The 18,009-nt window shown below is 67.5% G+C and carries 16 protein-coding genes; 11 read left to right on the plus strand and 5 right to left on the minus strand.

Annotated features, from left to right (window positions below; all coding sequences use genetic code 11):
• The first annotated feature begins 32 nt into the window (after positions 1-32).
• Entirely contained in the window at positions 33-1,355 is a 1,323-nt protein-coding gene (yegQ, locus tag ACLFQI_RS04210; RefSeq protein WP_410757641.1) for a tRNA 5-hydroxyuridine modification protein YegQ, read from the plus strand.
• A gap of 67 nt (positions 1,356-1,422) precedes the next feature.
• On the opposite strand, the gene ACLFQI_RS04215 is transcribed toward yegQ, so the two are convergent.
• The gene (locus tag ACLFQI_RS04215; RefSeq protein ID WP_410757626.1) at positions 1,423-2,406 is read right to left on the minus strand and encodes an aldolase catalytic domain-containing protein; all 984 of its coding nucleotides are present in this window, start codon (positions 2,404-2,406) and stop codon (positions 1,423-1,425) included.
• Between the two features lie 198 nt (positions 2,407-2,604).
• Entirely contained in the window at positions 2,605-3,849 is a 1,245-nt protein-coding gene (locus ACLFQI_RS04220; protein ID WP_410757627.1) for a 30S ribosomal protein S1, read from the minus strand.
• Positions 3,850-4,324: 475 nt separating this feature from the next.
• On the opposite strand from ACLFQI_RS04220, the gene ACLFQI_RS04225 reads away from it, so the two are divergent.
• From ACLFQI_RS04225 to ACLFQI_RS04235, 3 genes are all read left to right on the plus strand, one after another.
• Positions 4,325-5,293, plus strand: a complete 969-nt coding sequence (locus ACLFQI_RS04225; RefSeq protein WP_410757628.1) for an acetyltransferase — start codon at positions 4,325-4,327, stop codon at positions 5,291-5,293.
• A 100-nt stretch (positions 5,294-5,393) separates the two neighbouring features.
• On the plus strand, positions 5,394-6,338 hold the full coding sequence (locus ACLFQI_RS04230) for a gamma-glutamylcyclotransferase (RefSeq protein ID WP_410757629.1): 945 nt from the start codon (positions 5,394-5,396) through the stop codon (positions 6,336-6,338).
• An 80-nt stretch (positions 6,339-6,418) separates the two neighbouring features.
• Positions 6,419-8,263: a RyR domain-containing protein gene (locus ACLFQI_RS04235; RefSeq protein WP_410757630.1), complete on the plus strand. Its 1,845-nt coding sequence runs from the start codon at positions 6,419-6,421 to the stop codon at positions 8,261-8,263.
• Between the two features lie 123 nt (positions 8,264-8,386).
• On the opposite strand, the gene ACLFQI_RS04240 is transcribed toward ACLFQI_RS04235, so the two are convergent.
• From ACLFQI_RS04240 to ACLFQI_RS04250, 3 genes are all read right to left on the minus strand, one after another.
• Positions 8,387-8,908: a DUF1249 domain-containing protein gene (locus tag ACLFQI_RS04240; protein ID WP_410757631.1), complete on the minus strand. Its 522-nt coding sequence runs from the start codon at positions 8,906-8,908 to the stop codon at positions 8,387-8,389.
• A 112-nt stretch (positions 8,909-9,020) separates the two neighbouring features.
• Positions 9,021-9,389, minus strand: coding sequence for a thioredoxin (trxA, locus tag ACLFQI_RS04245; RefSeq protein ID WP_410757632.1), 369 nt, complete (start codon positions 9,387-9,389; stop codon positions 9,021-9,023).
• A gap of 56 nt (positions 9,390-9,445) precedes the next feature.
• A complete protein-coding gene (locus ACLFQI_RS04250; protein ID WP_410757633.1) occupies positions 9,446-10,066 on the minus strand; it encodes a class I SAM-dependent methyltransferase in 621 nt (206 codons plus the stop codon).
• A gap of 290 nt (positions 10,067-10,356) precedes the next feature.
• On the opposite strand from ACLFQI_RS04250, the gene ACLFQI_RS04255 reads away from it, so the two are divergent.
• The 7 genes from ACLFQI_RS04255 to smc all read left to right on the plus strand — a co-directional run.
• Positions 10,357-10,833: an Rrf2 family transcriptional regulator gene (locus ACLFQI_RS04255; protein WP_410757634.1), complete on the plus strand. Its 477-nt coding sequence runs from the start codon at positions 10,357-10,359 to the stop codon at positions 10,831-10,833.
• A 221-nt stretch (positions 10,834-11,054) separates the two neighbouring features.
• Entirely contained in the window at positions 11,055-11,984 is a 930-nt protein-coding gene (prmB, locus tag ACLFQI_RS04260) for a 50S ribosomal protein L3 N(5)-glutamine methyltransferase (protein WP_410757635.1), read from the plus strand.
• 112 nt (positions 11,985-12,096) lie between these two features.
• On the plus strand, positions 12,097-13,563 hold the full coding sequence (gene hemN, locus ACLFQI_RS04265; RefSeq protein WP_410757636.1) for an oxygen-independent coproporphyrinogen III oxidase: 1,467 nt from the start codon (positions 12,097-12,099) through the stop codon (positions 13,561-13,563).
• 87 nt (positions 13,564-13,650) lie between these two features.
• Positions 13,651-14,277, plus strand: a complete 627-nt coding sequence (gene thiE, locus ACLFQI_RS04270) for a thiamine phosphate synthase (RefSeq protein ID WP_410757637.1) — start codon at positions 13,651-13,653, stop codon at positions 14,275-14,277.
• Between the two features lie 25 nt (positions 14,278-14,302).
• Positions 14,303-15,127, plus strand: a complete 825-nt coding sequence (gene thiD / locus ACLFQI_RS04275) for a bifunctional hydroxymethylpyrimidine kinase/phosphomethylpyrimidine kinase (protein WP_410757638.1) — start codon at positions 14,303-14,305, stop codon at positions 15,125-15,127.
• A gap of 48 nt (positions 15,128-15,175) precedes the next feature.
• The gene (locus ACLFQI_RS04280; RefSeq protein WP_410757639.1) at positions 15,176-16,099 is read left to right on the plus strand and encodes a DMT family transporter; all 924 of its coding nucleotides are present in this window, start codon (positions 15,176-15,178) and stop codon (positions 16,097-16,099) included.
• Between the two features lie 214 nt (positions 16,100-16,313).
• Positions 16,314-18,009: chromosome segregation protein SMC (gene smc, locus ACLFQI_RS04285; protein WP_410757640.1), on the plus strand; the 1,696-nt coding region annotated here is incomplete at its 3' end.

Genomic DNA, 18,009 nt, shown 5'->3' on the forward strand with positions numbered 1-18,009 from the left:
CCCCAGCGTCGAAGCCGGCGTCGGCCCCGGAACTGCTCGCCCCGGCGGGAACCTTGCGCAACCTGCGCTACGCGCTCGCCTATGGTGCCGACGCCGTCTATGCCGGCATCCCACGCTACAGCCTGCGGGTGCGCAATAACGAGTTCGGTTCGCTCGCGGCCTTATCGGACGGCATCGCCGCCGTACGCGCGGCCGGCAAGCGCTTCTATCTGGCCGCGAACCTGATGCCGCATGGCGCCAAGCTGGGCACCTTCCTGGCCGATCTGGAGCCGGTCATCGCGCTCGGGCCGGATGCGCTGATCATGTCCGATCCGGGGCTGATCCTGCTGGTGCGCGAGCATTGGCCCGAGGTCGCCATCCATCTCTCGGTGCAGGCCAATACCACCAATGCCGCCGCCGTGCGCTTCTGGCAGCAGCAAGGGCTGCGCCGGGTGATCCTCTCGCGCGAACTCTCGCTCGATGAGATCGCTGCGATCCGCGACGCCTGCCCGGAGATGGAACTCGAGGTCTTCGTGCACGGCGCGCTCTGCATCGCCTATTCCGGCCGCTGCCTGCTCTCGGGGTATCTGAACCATCGCGATGCCAATCAGGGCAGTTGCACCAACGCCTGTCGTTGGTCCTATCGGCTGGGACAACCGGTGGCGGCGCCCGCGGCCTCGGCGGCCGGTCCTCGGGCGGCGACAGCGTCCGAGCTGGGGCCGGACAGCGTGCCCGAGCGCCATCCCGAGGCCGATCAGCCCTGGCTGCTGGAGGAGGCCGCGCGGCCCGGTGAGTACATGGCGATGTTCGAGGACGAGCATGGCAGCTATGTGATGAATTCACGCGACCTGCGCGCGGTCGAGCATGTCGCACGCCTGAGTGCCATCGGCGTCGATGCGCTGAAGATCGAGGGCCGCACCAAGTCGCACTACTACACGGCGCGCGCCACCTCGGTCTATCGCCGCGCGATCGACGATGCCGCCGCCGGGCGCGATTTCGATCGCGGCCTGCTTGAGGAACTCGACGGCCTGGCCAATCGCGGCTATACGGAAGGGTTCCTGCGCCGACACGCCCCCTCGGCGCTGCAAAACTACGCGGCCGGCAGCTCGGTCAGCGAGCGCCGGCAATTCGTCGGTGAACTGGCGCGGGTCGATACCGCCAGCGGTCTCGCGGAGGTGCGGGTGCGCAATCGCTTCGCGCTCGGCGATGAACTGGAATGGATCACCCCGGCGGGTCTGCGCCGCTTTCGGCTCGAGCAGCTCAGCGCAAGCGATGGCCGGCCGCTCGAGGCGGCGCCCGGCGATGGCTGGACGGTGCGCATCCCGCTGCCGGATCAACCGCTCGCGGCGGAGGCGTTGCTCGCGAAGGTGCTTTGAACCTTGGAAAGAGCCGTTGACCGCTTCGCCTCCCAGCTTGCATTGGCCCCGGCCTTGGCGAACCGGCTCAGATCTCGGCGACGACCCTGTCGTAGAAGCCCAGGAAGTCGTCCGGCGTCGGCCCCTCGCGCCACTCGATCGCCGCGCGTGGATGCTGATTGAGCTGGCCGGTGAGGTTGTAGGGGATCATCGGCCCCCATTCGATCTCACGGCGTAGCGGCAGGATGTGCTCCTGGATCACCTCGATGATCGGGCGCACCTCGAACTTCGGATTGCGCAGGAAACCGAGCAGCAGCTCGGTGTGACAGTTGCCGGCGCCACGCCCGAAACCGAAGATGGTCGCGTCGACGCGATTGCAGCCAAGGATGATCGCCTCGATGGTGTTGGCGAACGCGAGCTGCAGGTTGTTGTGGGCGTGGATGCCGATCTCCTTGCCGGTACCGACGAGCGCGTCGGCGTACTTGTGGTAGAGCCGCTCGATCTGTTCGCGATAGAGGTGACCGAAGCTGTCGACGATCACCATGGTGCTGGCCGGGGTGGAGGCGATGGCCTCGAGGACGGTGTCGATCTCCTCCTCGGTGATGATCGAGACCGCCATCAGATTGGCGGTGGTCTCGTAGCCCAACTCGGCGGCGTGGCGGATCATGTCCACCGCCTCCGAGACCTGGTGCGCGTAGAAGGCGACCCGGATCATGCTCAGCGGGCTGTCGGCGGCTGGCACGAGCTGGGTCTCCCAGTCGCTCTTGCCGGCATCGGCCATGGCCGCGAGCTTGAGCCCGGTGGCGGCGGGGTCGTGGTCGCCGACCACACGCCGGAGGTCGCTCTCGTCGCAATGGCGCCAGGGGCCGAACGTCGCGCGCGGAAAGATTCGCGGCGAGTTCTTGTAGCCGATCTCCATGTAGTCGACCCCGGCCGCGAGACAGGCTCGGTAGCAAGCGCCGACGAAGGCGTCGTCGAAGCGATGGCCATTGACCAGGCCGCCGTCGCGAACCGTGCAGTCCAAGACCTTGAGTTCCGGTCTGTAGGTGATCCAAGGGGCCTTGTCTGTCATCGGTGTCTCTCCCGGCCGCGCTCAGCCTGGGGTGGCGCCGCGCAGTGAATCGTGGATAGCCATTCGCCCAGACTTGCGGAGACCGTCATTGCGTTGGATCCAGGCGTGTGGGCGAGTGTCGTCCGGCGATCGGGTCGAGCGGCCATCGAGGCTCATCCAAGGGTCGCTCGGGCCCGGCGCGGGCTCGTCGGTCGCGGTTCAGCGGGCATCGTCCTGGTCGAGCTGGGCCTTGAGCAGCTCGCCAAGGGTGCCGACGCCAGCGTCCGCGTCCTTGCCCTTGTCGCGCGCGCGGCCGCGTTCGTCAGAGGGCGCCGACGCGCCCGGCTGCGACGCGCTGGCCACGGCCTCTTGCAGGCGTTCGGGCGCCAGCGAGAGGCCGATGCGGCGGCGCTCGGGATCGACCTGCACGACCACGGCATCGACCTCCTGATCGATCTGGACCACGTCCTTGGGGTGTTCGACCCGGCGTCCGGCGCCGAGTTCGCTGACGTGCACCAGGCCGGTGAGGCCGGGCTCGATCTCGACGAAGGCGCCGAAGGGTTCGAGACGCTCGATGCGACCCTGTACGCGGGTGCCGGGCCGGTAGCGCTGCGCGGCGTCGGACCAGGGGCTCTTGGCCAGGGCGCGCATCGAGAGCGCGATGCGCTCCGGGCGCTTGGGGTTGTTGGTCTGCTCGATGCGCAGCACCGCGACCTCGATCTCCTGACCGATGCTCAGCACCTCTTGCGGATGCCGCACCCGGCCGAGCGCGAGTTCGCTGATGTGGATCATGCCCTCGACGCCCCCAAGGTCGACGAAGGCGCCGAACTCTTGCAGACCGACGACCGTGCCCGGCAACACCGCGCCAGGCTCGAGCTTGGCGCGGAGTTCGGCGGCGCGCTCGGCCTGCGCTTCCGCAAGGATGGCGCGCCGCGAGACCACCAGGTTCAACCGTCGCCCGCCCTCGAATTTGGTGATGCGGAACGTCGCGCGTTGACCAACCAGGCTGGAGAGATCCTCGATGAAGCGCAGATCGGCCTGCGAGGCCGGGCAGAAGGCGCGCTGGCCGGCGATCTGCACCTCGAGCCCGCCCTTGGTGGTGCCGGTGATCTGGCCCTCGACCGGGGTGCCGGCCTGAAACGCCGCTTGCAGCTGTTCGGCGCCGTGGGCATGGCGGCCGTGGCGGCTGCCGAGCACCAGGGTGCCGCTGTCGGGATCGACGCCGGTGACGGCGGCCTCGATGGGGTCGCCGACGGCCTTGCTGATCTGGCCCTCGGCATCGCGCAGATTGGCCAGTTCCATGGTGGCCTCGGCCTTGCCGCCGATATCGACGAACGCATGCTCCTCGCCGATCTCGATGATGGTCCCTTGGACCCGATCACCTACCTTGGGGCGTGCGGCCAGGGCCTGCTCGGTCTTTTCCAGCTCCTTGAGCAGGGCCTCGAAATCGTTGTCGTCGGTCATCGATGGGGGGCCTGTCTTCGGGCCGGTCGAAAATGGGGGCGATAAGCGGTTGCGGGTTGTGCGTCACTGGCCGCTGACATCGGGCGCTGACAACACAATCGTCAGGGATTCTACTCGGCCGGCAATGCCGGGGGCCAGTATGAGGCGCCTTTTCTACTGACCTGACGCATTTTCCGGCCCTGTAACCCAAGCCGCGTGCTTGCTCGCCAGCCCGCTGGATGGGCGTCGAACGATTGCGACGCCAGGCGGACGGACGATTTCGCAGGCGGCGCCGGTGTGGCGGCCGGCCTCAATGAGCCGACTTCAATGGGCCGGGCTCAGTGGGCCGGGTTCAATGGGCCGGGTTCAGTGGGCCAGCTTCAATGAGCCGGCTTCAGCGGGTTGGCGTCAATCGCTGGGCTTGCTGGTCATGGTCGCGTTAAGCTAAGCGTCTGCGGACGACAGCGACCACGACTGCTTCAGGAGCCTACGACTCATGACCCGCTATGATGTCTTCAACGGCGATGCCGACGGCCTCTGCGCGCTCCAGCAGCTCCATCTGAGCGAGCCGGACGCCGAGGAGGCGGTCTTGATCACGGGCACCAAGCGGGATAACGCGCTCGTCCAACAGGTGCCGGCGCTCGAAGGCGACCGGGTGACGGTGCTCGATGTCTCGCTGGACAGGAATCGCGATGCCGTGCTCGCGTTGCTGGAACGTGGCGTCAGTGTGCGCTACGTCGATCATCATTATCCCGGCGAGATCCCCAAGCATCCCAACCTGGCCGCCCATATCGATACCAGCCCGGAGCGGGGGACCAGCCTCTTGGTCGACGAGCTGCTGGCGGGCCGGCAGCGCGCCTGGGCCGTGGTCGGCACCTTCGGCGACAATTTCGATCGCTCCGCGCGGCAGGCGGCCGAACCGCTGGGACTGACGCAAGAGGAACTCGACTTGCTGCGCGAACTCGGTATCCTGCTCAATTACAACGGCTATGGCACCACCGAAGCCGATTTGCATTTCCCGCCCGCGTCCCTGTTCGCGCGTCTGCGGCCTTATGCCGATCCGCTCGCGTTCGCGCGCCACGACGAGACCTTTGCCACGCTGCGTACCGGCTATGCCGACGACATGGCGCGCGCCCGCGCGTTGAATCCGGAGCATCGCAGCGCGACGCATCTGCTGCTGTTATTGCCGGCGGCGGCTTGGGCGCGCCGGGTCGGCGGCGTCTATGCCAATGCCTTGGCGCAGCAGGCGCCGGGGCGGGCGCACGCGCTGCTGACGCGGCGCGAGCAGGGGGGCTTCCTGGTCAGCGTGCGCGCACCGATGGCGCGTCCCCAGGGCGCCGACGCGCTCTGCCGGGAGTTCGAGACCGGCGGCGGGCGGCAGGCGGCGGCGGGCATCGATCGGTTGCCCGAGAGCGACTATCCGCGCTTCGTCGATGCCTTTCTCGCGGCCTTTCGCGAGTCCTGATGGCTGGGCCCTGACCGCTGAGTCGCTGAGTCGCTGAGTCGCTGAGCACTGACCGCCAAGCACTGAACTCCCCCGGAACAAGTATCGATCGAGGAATGCCATGCGGCATCTGGTCTTCGTCTATGGCACCTTGTTGCGCGACGAGGTCAATCACGGTTTGCTCAGAGAGGCCGAATTCGTCGGCGCGCATCGCACCGAGCCGCGCTTCACGCTGGTGCGGCTCGGCGCCTATCCGGGGCTTCTCCCGGCTGGGCGCACGGCGGTTGCGGGCGAGCTGTATCGGGTCGATAACGCCGGACTCAAGGCGCTCGATCGGCTCGAGGATTATCCGCGACTCTACGACCGGCGCCTGCTCGCGACCCGTTTCGGCCCGGCATGGGTCTATCTCTATCGTGGCTCGGCGCGCGATCGGCAACCCATCCCGAGCGGCGATTGGCGGGCGGTCTCGCGGGCCGCCACCCCGCTGCGCGCGGCTGCGGTGCGCGGCCAGCGCGATTCCAAGAACCCGGGCCGTCGACAGCGAATACGGTCCCGACTCAAGGCGACGGAGACATCGATGACGACCGAGACCCCTGCTTCACAGACGACCGAAGAAGGCCGCTTCACCATCCAGCTCGAACAACGCGAGGGCTATGCGATCAATGTCGCCTTCGATTGGCCACGCGCCGCCGATCTGCTGATGGACGAACCGCCGCCCCTGGGCGAGACCAATGGTCCCAATGCCTCGCGCTTGCTCGCCGCGGCGGTCGGCAACTGTCTCTCGGCCAGCCTGCTCTACTGCCTCGGCAAGGAGGAGCCGCCGGATCGCAGCCTGCGTACCGAGGTGACCTGCGTGATGGTGCGCAACGAGAAGAAACGGCTGCGGATCGGCCGCATGGAGGTCCGCCTGATCCTGGCGCCGAACCTGATCGAGGGCAAACGCTTCGAGCGCTGCAAGACATTGTTCGAGGATTTCTGCGTGGTCTCGGCGAGCGTCCGCCAGGGCATCCCGATGGTGATTTCGGTGCTCGACGAGGCCGGTCACCTACTGCATCAAAGCGACTGAAGTCTGTCCGCTATCGGCGTCGCGGTGGCGCATTCTCGGCGGGAGGCGGCATGATCGGTTGGCGACCTCGGCGGCGCGTCTTGTTGTTTGGCCAGGGGGTGGTGGCCGACGCCTGTGAGCGGTCCTTGCGGGCGGGGCCGGAGCGGGTGTTGCGGTTGGACCCGAAGGAGGTCGATGCCCAGCGGTTGCGCCAGGCCGATATCCTGATCCTCGCCGACGCGGCCGATCCGCGCTCGCTGTTGGCAGCGGTGTCGCCGCGCCTTGAACGGATCGACCGACGACGGCCGTTGCGGGTGCTGATGCTCGATGACGAGGCGCGCTTGGATGCCGAGACGCTGGCCGAGGCGACGGCACGGCAGCCATCCTGGGCGCGATTCGAGCCGGTTTCCCTCCCGCGCCACGCGGCGCGCCGGCTGCTGGCGCGCTGGCCGCTGCACTGGGGCGCCGACCCGCGCTTTGGACAGCGCGCGCATCTGCTGATCCTGGGCGAGCAGCGTTTCGTCGATGCCCTGCTGGTGCATGCGTTGCGGGTCAGCGGCTATGGCGAGCCGCGCACCCGCTTGACGCTGCTCAGCGACAACCCGACCGCCTGGGAGACGCGTTTCGAGCGGGCCTATCCCCAGGCGCGCCAGATTGCCGAACTCAGTTTCCAGTCGCTCGCGGCGCCGGATCTGGCGCAGGCACCGCCGGTCACCATGGCGGTGGTCTGTAGCACGCCGGCGCCGCAGGCTGTGCGCCAAGCGCAAACGCTGATCAAGCACTTAGCCGAGGTGCAGCAGTGCTCGCCGCCGGTCCTGGTCGAGGTCGGCGATCTGCGCGCGGACGGCACGCTGGAGGACTGGGATGGCCAACTGATCCCGATTGAACGACGACAGTTGGCGCTGGAGCGCGCCGTGCTCCTCGAAGGGCGTGGCGACGAGTTGGCGCGGGTGATCCATGAGCACTACCGCGATACCACCGAGGCGCAAGGGCGCGATCCCGCGAACGAGCCGGCGGGGCAGCCCTGGCCGCTGCTGGCCGCTTCCTATCGGGATGCGAATCGCCATCAAGCCGACCATCTCTGGGCGAAGCTGGCGGTCACCGATTGCCGCGCCGTGCCCGAGGAACAGGTGGAGTCGTTCGCGTTCGCGCCGATCGAGGTCGAGCGGCTCGCGATCATCGAGCACGCGCGCTGGGCCGCCGACCGTTGGCTCGATGGCTGGTCCTACGCGCCGACGCGCGACAATGCGCGCAAGCATCATCCGCAACTGATTCCTTATCAGCAGCTCTCGGGGCCGATGAAGGATCTGGACCGCTTTGCCGTGCGCCTGTTGCCGACCTTGTTGGCCCGCTCCGGACTGGGGGTGCTGCGGATGCTGGTGCTTGGATTGGTGTCGCCGCCGCTATCGCCAAAGGTGCCGTCGGCGGCGCCGGAGTGGCCGCCAGGGCTGTCCGAGATACCGCCAGGAAGCAGCGAGGCACGCCGCTCGACGCGACCGCCGAATCCGGATCGCCTGTTCCGGCAGGCGCTGAGGCGACTGGTGGCGCGTTATCCGGATCGCGCGCTGGTGGTCGCCGCCGCCCTTGATGATCCCAACGCGCGGCGGTTTACCGAGTTGGCGACCGCTGAGTTCGGCGCCAGCCTCTTCGTCTTGCTGCGCCAGCCGTTGCCGGTGCTGCTGGACGGACTCGAAGCGCCGGCGCGCCGCCAGATGCTGGCCTTGCTCACCCAGGCCGAACGGCGCATCGCGCTTCCGGAACCGAACGCCTTCGAACGCTGGTTGGAGGCGCGCGCCGAGATCCTGGTTGACTTCGGTGCCGGTGCCGATGCCAGTGCTGACGCCAGTGCCAAAGCCAAAGCACGGCCGAGCGAGGCGGCACCAGCGGAGCGCAAATGGCTGCGGATCGACCCCGTGCATGGGTTGCGGTGGACCTTCGAGTATTAGCCGGTTCGGCGTTCCCATCTGACACCGAGACATGGCACGATCACCGGCGACTTCTGGGCCAAGGCGGTTACCGAGGGAACTGGCCCGCCGCACCGATGGGGAGCGTTTGTTTCTGACCCTGATTCAGGGACTGGAAAGCAATTCAAGCGGCTCCCCGGCCAGTGTCGCGCTGGCGCTGCTGGGAAAGCCGTGCCCCTCGCGCAGGCAGTAGCCGAGCCACTTGGAGACGAAGAGATTGGCGCGCCATTTGGCCGCCAGCGCGGGACGCTCGTAATGGCTCAGGATCGGCAGCACGGTTTGCCGCAGGCTCAGCACCTCGACCTGTTCGGCGTCGTGATAGGCGCGCAAGAGCGCGTCCGGCTCCGAGTGTGGCGGCCTGGAGGGCTGCTGGCCGGCCGGGTGCTGACCGCTCGCTCCGGCGGCGGGGAGCAGGTGGGTCAGGCGCAAGGTGCTGGTATAGGGCGACTGCTCGACCATCGTCAATAACAGCTCCGCGCGCCCCTCCGGCTGCGAGCGCAGGCGACCGTGCAGCCCTGGAAGCGCCGGCGCGAGCCGCAGCAGGGCGCCATAGTTTTCCTCGCATAGCGCCATCAGGCCGCCGACATTGGGCGCCGCCGCCAGCAGGTCGAGGCGAGAGAGGACCAACGAGGGAGCCTGCATCGCGTGTGGATTCCGAGGTTGACGAGGGCCTTGCGCCGCGGCCGCCGGCGCCGTTCCGCTGATGCGCAGAGGCTGCCGGGGCGGCTCGCGCCTCGTCTCAGGCGTCGCCTTGTTGCTTGTCGATATCGGCGCGCACCTGGTCCATGTCCAGTTCCTTGGCCTTGGTGATCAGTTCGCGCAACGAGCCCTCGGGCAGCGCGCCCGGTTGCGAGAAGATGATCACCTGATCGCGGAAGATCATCAGCGTCGGGATCGAGCGGATCTGGAAATGGGCCGCGATGCCCTGTGCTTCCTCGGTGTTGACCTTGGCGAAGACGATGTCCTCGTGATCGTTCGACACCTTCTCGTACACCGGCGCGAAGGAGCGGCAGGGGCCGCACCAGCTCGCCCAGAAATCGACGATGACGAAGGGGTTGTCGGTGATGGTTTGCTCGAAGGTCTGCTCGTTGAGTTCGACGACGGCCATGAGCGGCTCCTTTTGTGCTGATAAGTGTGGCGGGCAGTCTAACAGAAGCCGCCGGCCTACCGCTGGTTCCCACCCTCGGCGCCTGGGTTTTCGGGCTGCGGGTGCGTCATCGCGACGCTGAAATCCCCCGACAGATAGCCGTCGACGATGCGCAGGCCCAGGTTCCTCTCGGCGGCCCAGGCCTCGATGGTCTCCGGCATCAGGTAGTTGAAGGTCATCGAGTCATGCTGGCCCTTGAGCAGGTTGAAGACCAGGCCATGGCGGGCGGCGGCGAGACAGCGATCGATGAACAGGCCGGTCTCCTCGTGCGTGAGCAAGGCCATGGCGCCGCTGGCCAGGTACCAGTCGGCGGCGGGCAGCGGGTCGCTGAGCACGTCGCAGTGCAGGATCGTGCAACCGGTACGGGCGCGGGCGCGTTCCACCATCACCGGCACGGCATCCAGGCCGATGTACTGGCGCGGGAGATCGTCATGCTTGGCGAGAAAGGCGTACAGATCCCCAAGCCCGCAGCCGACATCCACCAGCGAGAGGCGCGAGAGATCCGGCGGCAGCAGCTCGCGCAGGACGGCAAAGCGGATCTGCTGACTCTCGGTGGAGCGCCAGTGCACGCCTTCGGCATTCTCGCCGTAGCGCGCCAGGGCGTGACGATAGAAGCTCTCGGTATCAACGCGCGGCATCTGAGCGTTCTCGGGGGTTGAGCACCGGGATTGGGCGCCGAGACCGCGCGCCGGGGGCGGTCTTGCCTGGGTGCCGTTCTCGGGAACCTGGCCTGGGCCTGGCTGCCGAAACGCCACCGCGTCCGGCTCAGTCGACCTGCCGGTCGGGGGCCGTTGGTCTGGTCTGCCAGGTCGGGGGACAGTTGTCGCGATGATATAAAAATTTGCGGCGTGTTTCCTTGACAATCGACCGCCCAAAAACCAAGTAGGAGTCTGGGAAATAGGCCGCGATAACCTGAAGGCATCACACCATGAGACTCTCCACCAAAGGCCGCTATGCCGTCACCGCCATGCTCGATCTTGCCCTGAACTCGGGCCGGGGGCCGGTGACGCTGGCCGACATCTCGGTTAATCAGGGCATCTCGTTGTCGTATCTGGAGCAGTTGTTCGCCGCCTTGCGCGCGAAACAACTGGTGCGCGGGATTCGGGGGCCGGGCGGCGGCTATTATCTCGGCAAAGGCGCCGACGAGATCTCGATCGCCGACATCATCTGCGCGGTCGACGAATGGGTCGAGTTCACCCGCTGTCGCGGGCGAGAGAATTGTCGCGGCGGTGAGCGCTGCCTCACGCATAGCCTCTGGGATCAGCTCAGCGACGAGATCTTCACCTTTCTGAGCGAGATCTCGCTCGCCGATCTGGTCGAGCGCGGCCACCGCCAGTCGCCGCGACAGGGCGAGCCGGTCGCCCGGCGTCGTCCCCTGCCGGCGGGAAAACAGCGCGCGGCCTAGCGACCCGAAGCCGGCGATCCGAATCCGGCGATCCGATCCCGAGCCTTGAACGCCGAGTCTGATCTCCGGGCTTGGCCTAGATCAGGCCGAGCGTCGTTCAGCTCGGCAGTTAGTCGCTTTCTGATGCTATCCTTAACGATTCGGTACACTTTGGGTCGGGCGTGCCGCCAAGCGAACAGCGCTCAAAGTGGCCAAAGGCATCAGCGAGAGCCCCTGTCGCCATGCAGGTTGAAACCGACGAGCTTCTAACGATTCAGGATCTGGTGCGCTGGGGCGCCTGCCGCTTCATCGAGGCCGGGCTGCACTTCGGCCATGGCACCGACAACGCCTTCGACGAGGCGGCCTGGCTGGTCGCGCATGCGCTCGGGATGCCGCCGGCACTGACGGCGGACTACAGCCAATGCCGGGTCACGCGGGCCGAGCGCGAGGCAGTCACCGCGCTACTCGCGCGGCGCGTCGACGAGCGCCGTCCAGCGGCTTACCTGACCGGCCGCACCTGGTTCGCCGGACTGGAGATGAGCGTCTCCGACCAGGTCATGATCCCGCGCTCGCCGCTGGCCGAATTGATCAGCAACGGCTTCGCGCCCTGGATCGATCCCGCCGGGGTCGGCCGGGTGCTCGATCTGTGCACCGGCAGCGGCTGTATCGGCATCGCCGCGGCCATCCATCTGCCCGATGCCGATGTCGATCTCGCCGACATCTCGCCGGCCGCGCTGCGCGTGGCGATGCGCAATCGCTCGCGACATGGGCTGGAGGAACGGGTACGGATCATCGAATCGGACCTGTTCGCGGCGATCGACGACGAGGCGGTCTACGATGTCATCGTCTCCAATCCGCCCTATGTCGCCGCCGCCGAACTCGACTCCCTGCCCGCCGAATACCGCCACGAGCCGCAGCTCGCCTTCGCCGCCGGCGAATCCGGGCTCGACCTGGTCTTGCGTATCCTGCGCGATGCGCCAGACTTCTTGAGCGATGACGGGCTGTTGATCGTCGAGGTTGGCAGTGCCGCCGAAACCCTGCGGGATCGCTTTCCGGAGCTGCACTGGACCTGGCTCGAATTCGAGCACGGCGGTGATGGCGTCTTCTTGATGCACCGCCAGGAACTCGTGGATGCGCACCCGGCCTTCGCCAAGTCCGTGGCCGGCACCTGAGCGCGACAGCACGCGGATGCGGGCAACCAGGGCGCGCAGGCAAAGACCGAGACCCACCCGATCACACAACGCGACGAGGCCCGCCGCCGGCGCCTCGAGGTAGACGATAACGATGCTTGACAAGACCCGTACCACCCAAGCGGCCGCTGCCGAGAACACTGGCGCCGCCCGCCCGCTGGCCAGCGAGGGCGCTGCCGATCAGCGCACGGTGTTCGATCTGGCGCTGATCCAGCGCTACGACCAGAGCGGTCCGCGCTACACCTCCTATCCGACGGCGGTCGAGTTCGATCCGGCCTTCGACGAGACGCGCTACAAGCAGGTCTGTCAGGAGACCAACGCCAGCGGCCGGCCGCTGTCGCTCTACTTCCACATCCCGTTCTGCGACACGGTCTGTTTCTATTGCGCCTGCAACAAGATCGCGACCAAGGACCGCAGCCTGGTGCAGCCCTACCTGGAGCGCGTCTACAAAGAGCTGGCGATGCAGTCCGAGCTGTTCGACGCCGACCGCGTGGTCGAGCAATTGCACTGGGGCGGCGGCACGCCCACCTTCATCAGCACGGCGCAGATGCGCGAGCTGATGGCCGAGACGCGCAAGCACTTCAAGCTCGCCGATGACGAGGTCGGCGAGTACTCGATCGAGATCGACCCGCGCGAGGCCAAGGGCGACACCATCGCGCTGCTGCGCGAGATCGGCTTCAACCGGATGAGCCTCGGCGTGCAGGATTTCGATCCACGGGTGCAGAAGGCGGTCAACCGCGTGCAGAGCGAGGAGGAGACCTTCGCCGTGCTCGAGGCCGCGCGCCGCGCGGGCTTTCGCTCGATCAGCATCGATCTCATCTACGGGCTGCCGCATCAGACCGCCGAGAGCTTCCTCGACTCGCTCGACAAGATCATCGCGGTCGGCCCCGAGCGGCTGTCGGTGTTCAACTACGCGCACCTGCCGCGCCGCTTCATGCCGCAGCGGCGCATCGACGAGGCCGAGCTGCCGCCGCCGCAGGTCAAGCTCGAGATCCTGCAGGCGACCATCGAGCGCCTCACCGAGGCCGGTTGGCTCTATATCGGCATGGACCACTTCGCCCGGCCCGACGACGAGCTGGCACTGGCGCAGCGCAACGGCACCCTGTACCGCAACTTCCAGGGCTACTCGACCCATGCCGATTGCGACCTGCTCGGCATCGGCGTGACCTCGATCGGCAAGGTCGGCGCCACCTATGGCCAGAACCGGCGCGAACTCGATGAATACTATGCCGACATCGACGCCGGCCGGCTGGCCGTGTTCCGCGGTATCGAACTCAGCCGCGACGACGAGATCCGCCGCGACGTCATCACCCGCCTGATCTGTCACTTCAAGCTCGATTTCAGCGAGGTCGAGCGCGCTTGGGATCTCGACTTCCAAGACTACTTCGGTCGCGATCTGGCCAAGCTCGAGGGCATGCAGGCCGATGGCCTGCTCGAGATCGACGCCAGCGGGATCCGCGTGCTGCCCAAGGGTCGGCTGCTGATCCGTAACATCTGCATGGCCTTCGATGCCTATATGGAAGCCAAGCAGGGGCAGGGTGGGTTCTCGAAGGTGATCTGAGCACGAGCCTGGAGAGCGAAGGTTCAGTGTCCATGCTCAACGGCGAAGGGATACTGGCCGCTGTAGGGTGCACATGCGGAGCCTGAGATGCTCGATTTCTCCGTCTATCTGATCACGGATGCCGCGCTCTGTGCGCGCCTCGGGCTCGTCGAGACGGTTGCGGCGGCCTTGCGCGGCGGGGTGACCGCCGTGCAATTGCGCGATAAGCAGGCCAGCGATGCCGAACTGATCGAACAGGGCCGGGCGCTGAAAGGCCTGTTAGCCGGAACCCGCGTTCCGCTGATCGTCAATGACCGCCTTGAGGTGGCGGCGGCGATCGACGCCGACGGCCTGCATCTGGGGCAAGCCGATGCGAGTGTCGCCGAGGCGCGCGCGTATCTTGGCGCCGAGGCCATCTTGGGGCGCTCGGTGCAGACCCGCGAGCAGTTGGAGGCGCCGGAGCTGAGCCTGGTCGACTACCTTGGTGTCGGACCGGTGTTTGCCACCGCGACCAAGCCGGATCATTCAGCGCCGCTCGGCTTCGAGGGTCTCGCGGCGATCTGCGCGGCGAGCCCAGTGCCGGTCGTCGCCATCGGCGGGCTGAACGCGGCGCATGCGGCGTCGGTCTGGTCCGCTGGCGGGGCTGGCATGGCGGTGGTCTCGGCGATCTGCGCCGCACCCGACCCCGAGCAGGCGACGCGCGAGATTGCCGAGGCTTTTAGGGCGGTATTTTGAATCGACAGGTCCAGAACACTGCCCGATGACGACCATCAAACATGTCCTCGCGATCGCCGGCTCCGACCCCTCCGGCGGTGCCGGCATCCAGGCCGATATCAAGGCGATCTCGGCCAATGGCGCCTATGCGATGGCGGCGATCACGGCGCTGACCGCGCAGAATACCCGCGGCGTGCGCGGGGTACGGCTGGTCGCGCCCGAGTTCGTCGTGGCCCAGATCGACGCGGTGTTCGAGGACATCCGCGTCGATGCGGTGAAGATCGGCATGCTCGGCTCGCCCGAGATCACGCTGGCGGTGGCCGAGGCGCTCGCGCGCCATCGCGCACCACGCCTCGTGCTGGACCCGGTGATGATCGCCAAGGGCGGCGATCGGCTGCTTTCGGAAACCGCGATCCGAACCCTCATCGAGCGCTTGCTGCCGCTGGCGACCATCCTCACGCCGAACCTGCCGGAAGCGGCGGCGCTGCTCGATGAGCCGGAGCTGATCGATCCCCAGGCGATGCCGGCACTCGCCGAGCGGTTGCTGGCGCTCGGGCCTTCCGCCGTGCTGCTGAAGGGCGGGCATCTGAGCGGATCGACGAGCCCGGATTATCTGGCGACAACCGATGAAGGCATTTGGCTGGAGGCCGAGCGTCTCCCGACCAAGAACACCCACGGCACCGGTTGCACGCTGTCATCGGCGCTCGCGGCGCAGCTTGCGATTGGCGCCGAACCGATAGCTGCGGCGCGCGCCGCCAAGGCCTATGTCGCTGGCGCGATCGCCCATGCCGATAGCCTCGAGGTCGGCCAGGGCCAGGGGCCGACGCACCATTTCCATGCCCTTTGGAAGGGTCGGCATGGACCGAGCTAAGATGGGGATGCGCTCCAGCGATGACCGCGCCATCCGTTGCGCCTTCTGATGGCGAGCGTCGTCCGCCAAGGAACGCGCCGCGAGGTCGAGCTGGGCATGCTCCTGATGACCATCGCGATGCTGCTGTTTCCGGCCAGCGATGCGTTGGCCAAGTTCCTGACCGCGACGCTGACGCCGGTGCAGATCGCCGCCGCGCGCTTCCTGTTGCAATCGCTGTTGTTGCTACCAGTGCTGCTGATCTACAAACGCGGGCGCTTGCCGCCGGCACCCGGCGCCCGCCATCTGGCGCTCGGGGCGCTGATCGCCCTGGCGGTGATCTTCCTGTTCTCCGGATTGCATTATCTGCCCATTGCCAACAATACCGCGCTGTTCTTCATCGAGCCGCTGCTGTTGACCCTGATCTCGGCGCTCGCGTTGCGCGAGACGGTGAGCCCGCGCCAATGGATGGCGGTGCTGATCGGCCTGGTGGGCGCGCTGATCGTGTTGCGTCCGAACTGGACCGCCTATGGGCCGGCGGCGATCTTTCCGGTTGCTGCCGGTGCCTTCTTCGCCGGCTTCCTGGCGCTGACGCGCGTGGTCGGCGGCCGCGATGACGCCCTGACGCTGGCGTTCTGGACCGGCATGGCCGCGACGCTGGTCTTGGCGCCGATCATGGGGCTCGACCTGCTCATCGAGGGCCGGCCGATCAGACTGCCGAGCCTGCCGGCGCCCGGTGTCTGGCCGCTGTTGCTCGGCGTCGGCGCGATCGCGGCGGCGACCAATGTGCTCACGGCCCTGGCCTTGCGGCGTGCCGACGCTGGCGTGCTCGCGCCCTTCCAGTATCTGGAGATCCTCAGCGCCACGCTCTGGGGTTGGCTGATCTTCAGCGAGATCCCGGATCTGCTGACCGGCATCGGTGCTGCGATCATCGTCGGCTCCGGACTCTATGTCTTCACCCATCCGGGCCAACCCGCCGATCCGCGTTCTGGCTAGCCAGCGCTCAGGCTCCAGGGTTCCGGCCAATGCCTCGGCGAGGATTCCGGCTGCGGGCCGGCAGCGACCCAGGCCGATCAGCATGCGGGCAAGCCATCCCCTGTCGGTCTTGGTGGCCGCCGGGGATCCTCGGCTGATCCGCACGCCAACAAGCCATCGGTCCTGCGGTGCCGATCCGCTTGTGAGCCGTTGATGCCTCCAGTATCTTGCGTCGATGCGTCTGGAGAAGATCAAGCTCGCCGGTTTCAAGTCCTTCGTCGACCCCACCACGGTGCCGTTTCCGAGCAATCGGGTCGGTGTGGTCGGTCCGAACGGCTGCGGCAAATCGAACGTCATCGATGCGGTGCGCTGGGTCATGGGCGAGAGTTCGGCGAAGATGCTGCGCGGGCAGTCGATGGCCGATGTCATCTTCAACGGCAGCAGCTCGCGCAAGCCGGTCGGCCAGGCCCATATCGAGCTGGTGTTCGACAACAGCGACGGCCGCGCCGGCGGCGAGTTCGCGCGTTTCGCGCAGATCGCGGTCAAGCGCCAGGTCTCGCGCGATGGCCAGTCGAGCTATTTTCTCAACGGCGCCCGCTGCCGGCGGCGCGATATCCAGGACCTCTTCCTCGGCACCGGGCTGGGTCCGCGCAGCTACGCCATCATCGAGCAGGGCATGATCTCGCGCTTCATCGAGGCCAAGCCCGATGAGCTGCGGCTGTTCATCGAGGAGGCCGCCGGCATCTCCAAGTACAAGGAGCGCCGGCGCGAGACCGAGAATCGGATGCGCCACACGCGCGAGAATCTGGAACGCCTCCAGGATCTGCGCGACGAGGTCGGCAAACAGCTCCAGCATCTGGAGCGGCAAGCGACCGCCGCCGCCAACTATCAGGCGCTGAAGGAGGACGAGCGACGCCTGACCGATGAATGCGACGCGCTGCGCTGGCGCGAGCTGGACCAGGCGCTCGCGCACCAGGATCGGGCGATCGGCGCCGCCGAGATGCGGTTGGAGGCCGATCAGGCCGCGCTGCGCCAGCTCGAGGCCGAGATCGAGTCGGAGCGTGCCGAGCATACCGAGGCCGCGGCGGCCTTCAACGCGGTGCAGGGGCGCTGGTACGCGGTCGGCTCCGAGATCGCGCGTCTGGAGCAGGCCCTGCAATTCGCCAGCGAGACCCGGCAGCGCCAGGAACGCGAGCTGGGCGCGGCGCGGCGCGAGCTGGACGAGGCGAGCGAGCAACTGCGGCGCGATCAGGAGCGACAGGCCGAACTCGACGCCGACCTCGAGCGCGATGCGCCGGCGCTCGAGGAGCACCGCGAGCGTCTCGACGACCTGCGCGAGCAACTCGCCGAGGCCGAGGATCAATTAGACACCTGGCAACAGGCCTGGGACGAGGTCCAACTCGAACTCGCCGGCCCCACGGCCGAGGCCCAGCATGAACGCTCGACGCTGAACCAGCTCGAACAGCGCTTGGCCCAGGACCGCCAGCGCGGCACCCGCATCGATGACGAAGACGGGCGTCTCGACACGGTCGAACTCGAGGAACACCTGGCCGCGCTCGAGGAACGCTCCGAGGGGCTCGATGAGCGCCTGAGCCTCGCCGCCGACGCCCAGGCGCGGGTGGCCGAAGACTTGCGCGAGGCGGAGACCGCGCGGCGCGAACTGGCGGGGCGCTTGGATGCGGCGCGCACCGCATTGCAGACCGCCCGTGGCCGGCTGGCCGCGCTCGAGGCCCTCCAGGACGCGGCGCTGGAGACGCCGGATGCGACGGTCGCGGCCTGGATCGATCGTTACGATCTGACCCGGGCGCCGCGCCTGCTGGACCTGATCGAGGTCACGCCGGGCTGGGAATCGGCGGTCGAGGTGGTCTTGAATCGCGCGCTCGCCGCTGTCTGCGTCGATGAGCTTGATGCGCTCGCCGCCGCGCTCGACA

The organism is Halochromatium sp. (genome assembly GCF_046541315.1).
Lineage (GTDB): Bacteria > Pseudomonadota > Gammaproteobacteria > Chromatiales > Chromatiaceae > Lamprobacter.

Excerpts from the sequence above, each read along its gene's own strand:
- ACLFQI_RS04215 (WP_410757626.1), bottom strand. The coding sequence starts at position 2,406 with ATGACAGACAAGGCCCCTTGGATCACCTACAGACCGGAACTCAAGGTC.
- ACLFQI_RS04220 (WP_410757627.1), bottom strand. The coding sequence starts at position 3,849 with ATGACCGACGACAACGATTTCGAGGCCCTGCTCAAGGAGCTGGAAAAG.
- ACLFQI_RS04225 (WP_410757628.1), top strand. The coding sequence starts at position 4,325 with ATGACCCGCTATGATGTCTTCAACGGCGATGCCGACGGCCTCTGCGCG.
- ACLFQI_RS04230 (WP_410757629.1), top strand. The coding sequence starts at position 5,394 with ATGCGGCATCTGGTCTTCGTCTATGGCACCTTGTTGCGCGACGAGGTC.
- trxA (WP_410757632.1), bottom strand. The coding sequence starts at position 9,389 with ATGGCCGTCGTCGAACTCAACGAGCAGACCTTCGAGCAAACCATCACC.
- ACLFQI_RS04250 (WP_410757633.1), bottom strand. The coding sequence starts at position 10,066 with ATGCCGCGCGTTGATACCGAGAGCTTCTATCGTCACGCCCTGGCGCGC.
- ACLFQI_RS04255 (WP_410757634.1), top strand. The coding sequence starts at position 10,357 with ATGAGACTCTCCACCAAAGGCCGCTATGCCGTCACCGCCATGCTCGAT.
- prmB (WP_410757635.1), top strand. The coding sequence starts at position 11,055 with ATGCAGGTTGAAACCGACGAGCTTCTAACGATTCAGGATCTGGTGCGC.
- hemN (WP_410757636.1), top strand. The coding sequence starts at position 12,097 with ATGCTTGACAAGACCCGTACCACCCAAGCGGCCGCTGCCGAGAACACT.
- thiE (WP_410757637.1), top strand. The coding sequence starts at position 13,651 with ATGCTCGATTTCTCCGTCTATCTGATCACGGATGCCGCGCTCTGTGCG.
- thiD (WP_410757638.1), top strand. The coding sequence starts at position 14,303 with ATGACGACCATCAAACATGTCCTCGCGATCGCCGGCTCCGACCCCTCC.
- ACLFQI_RS04280 (WP_410757639.1), top strand. The coding sequence starts at position 15,176 with ATGGCGAGCGTCGTCCGCCAAGGAACGCGCCGCGAGGTCGAGCTGGGC.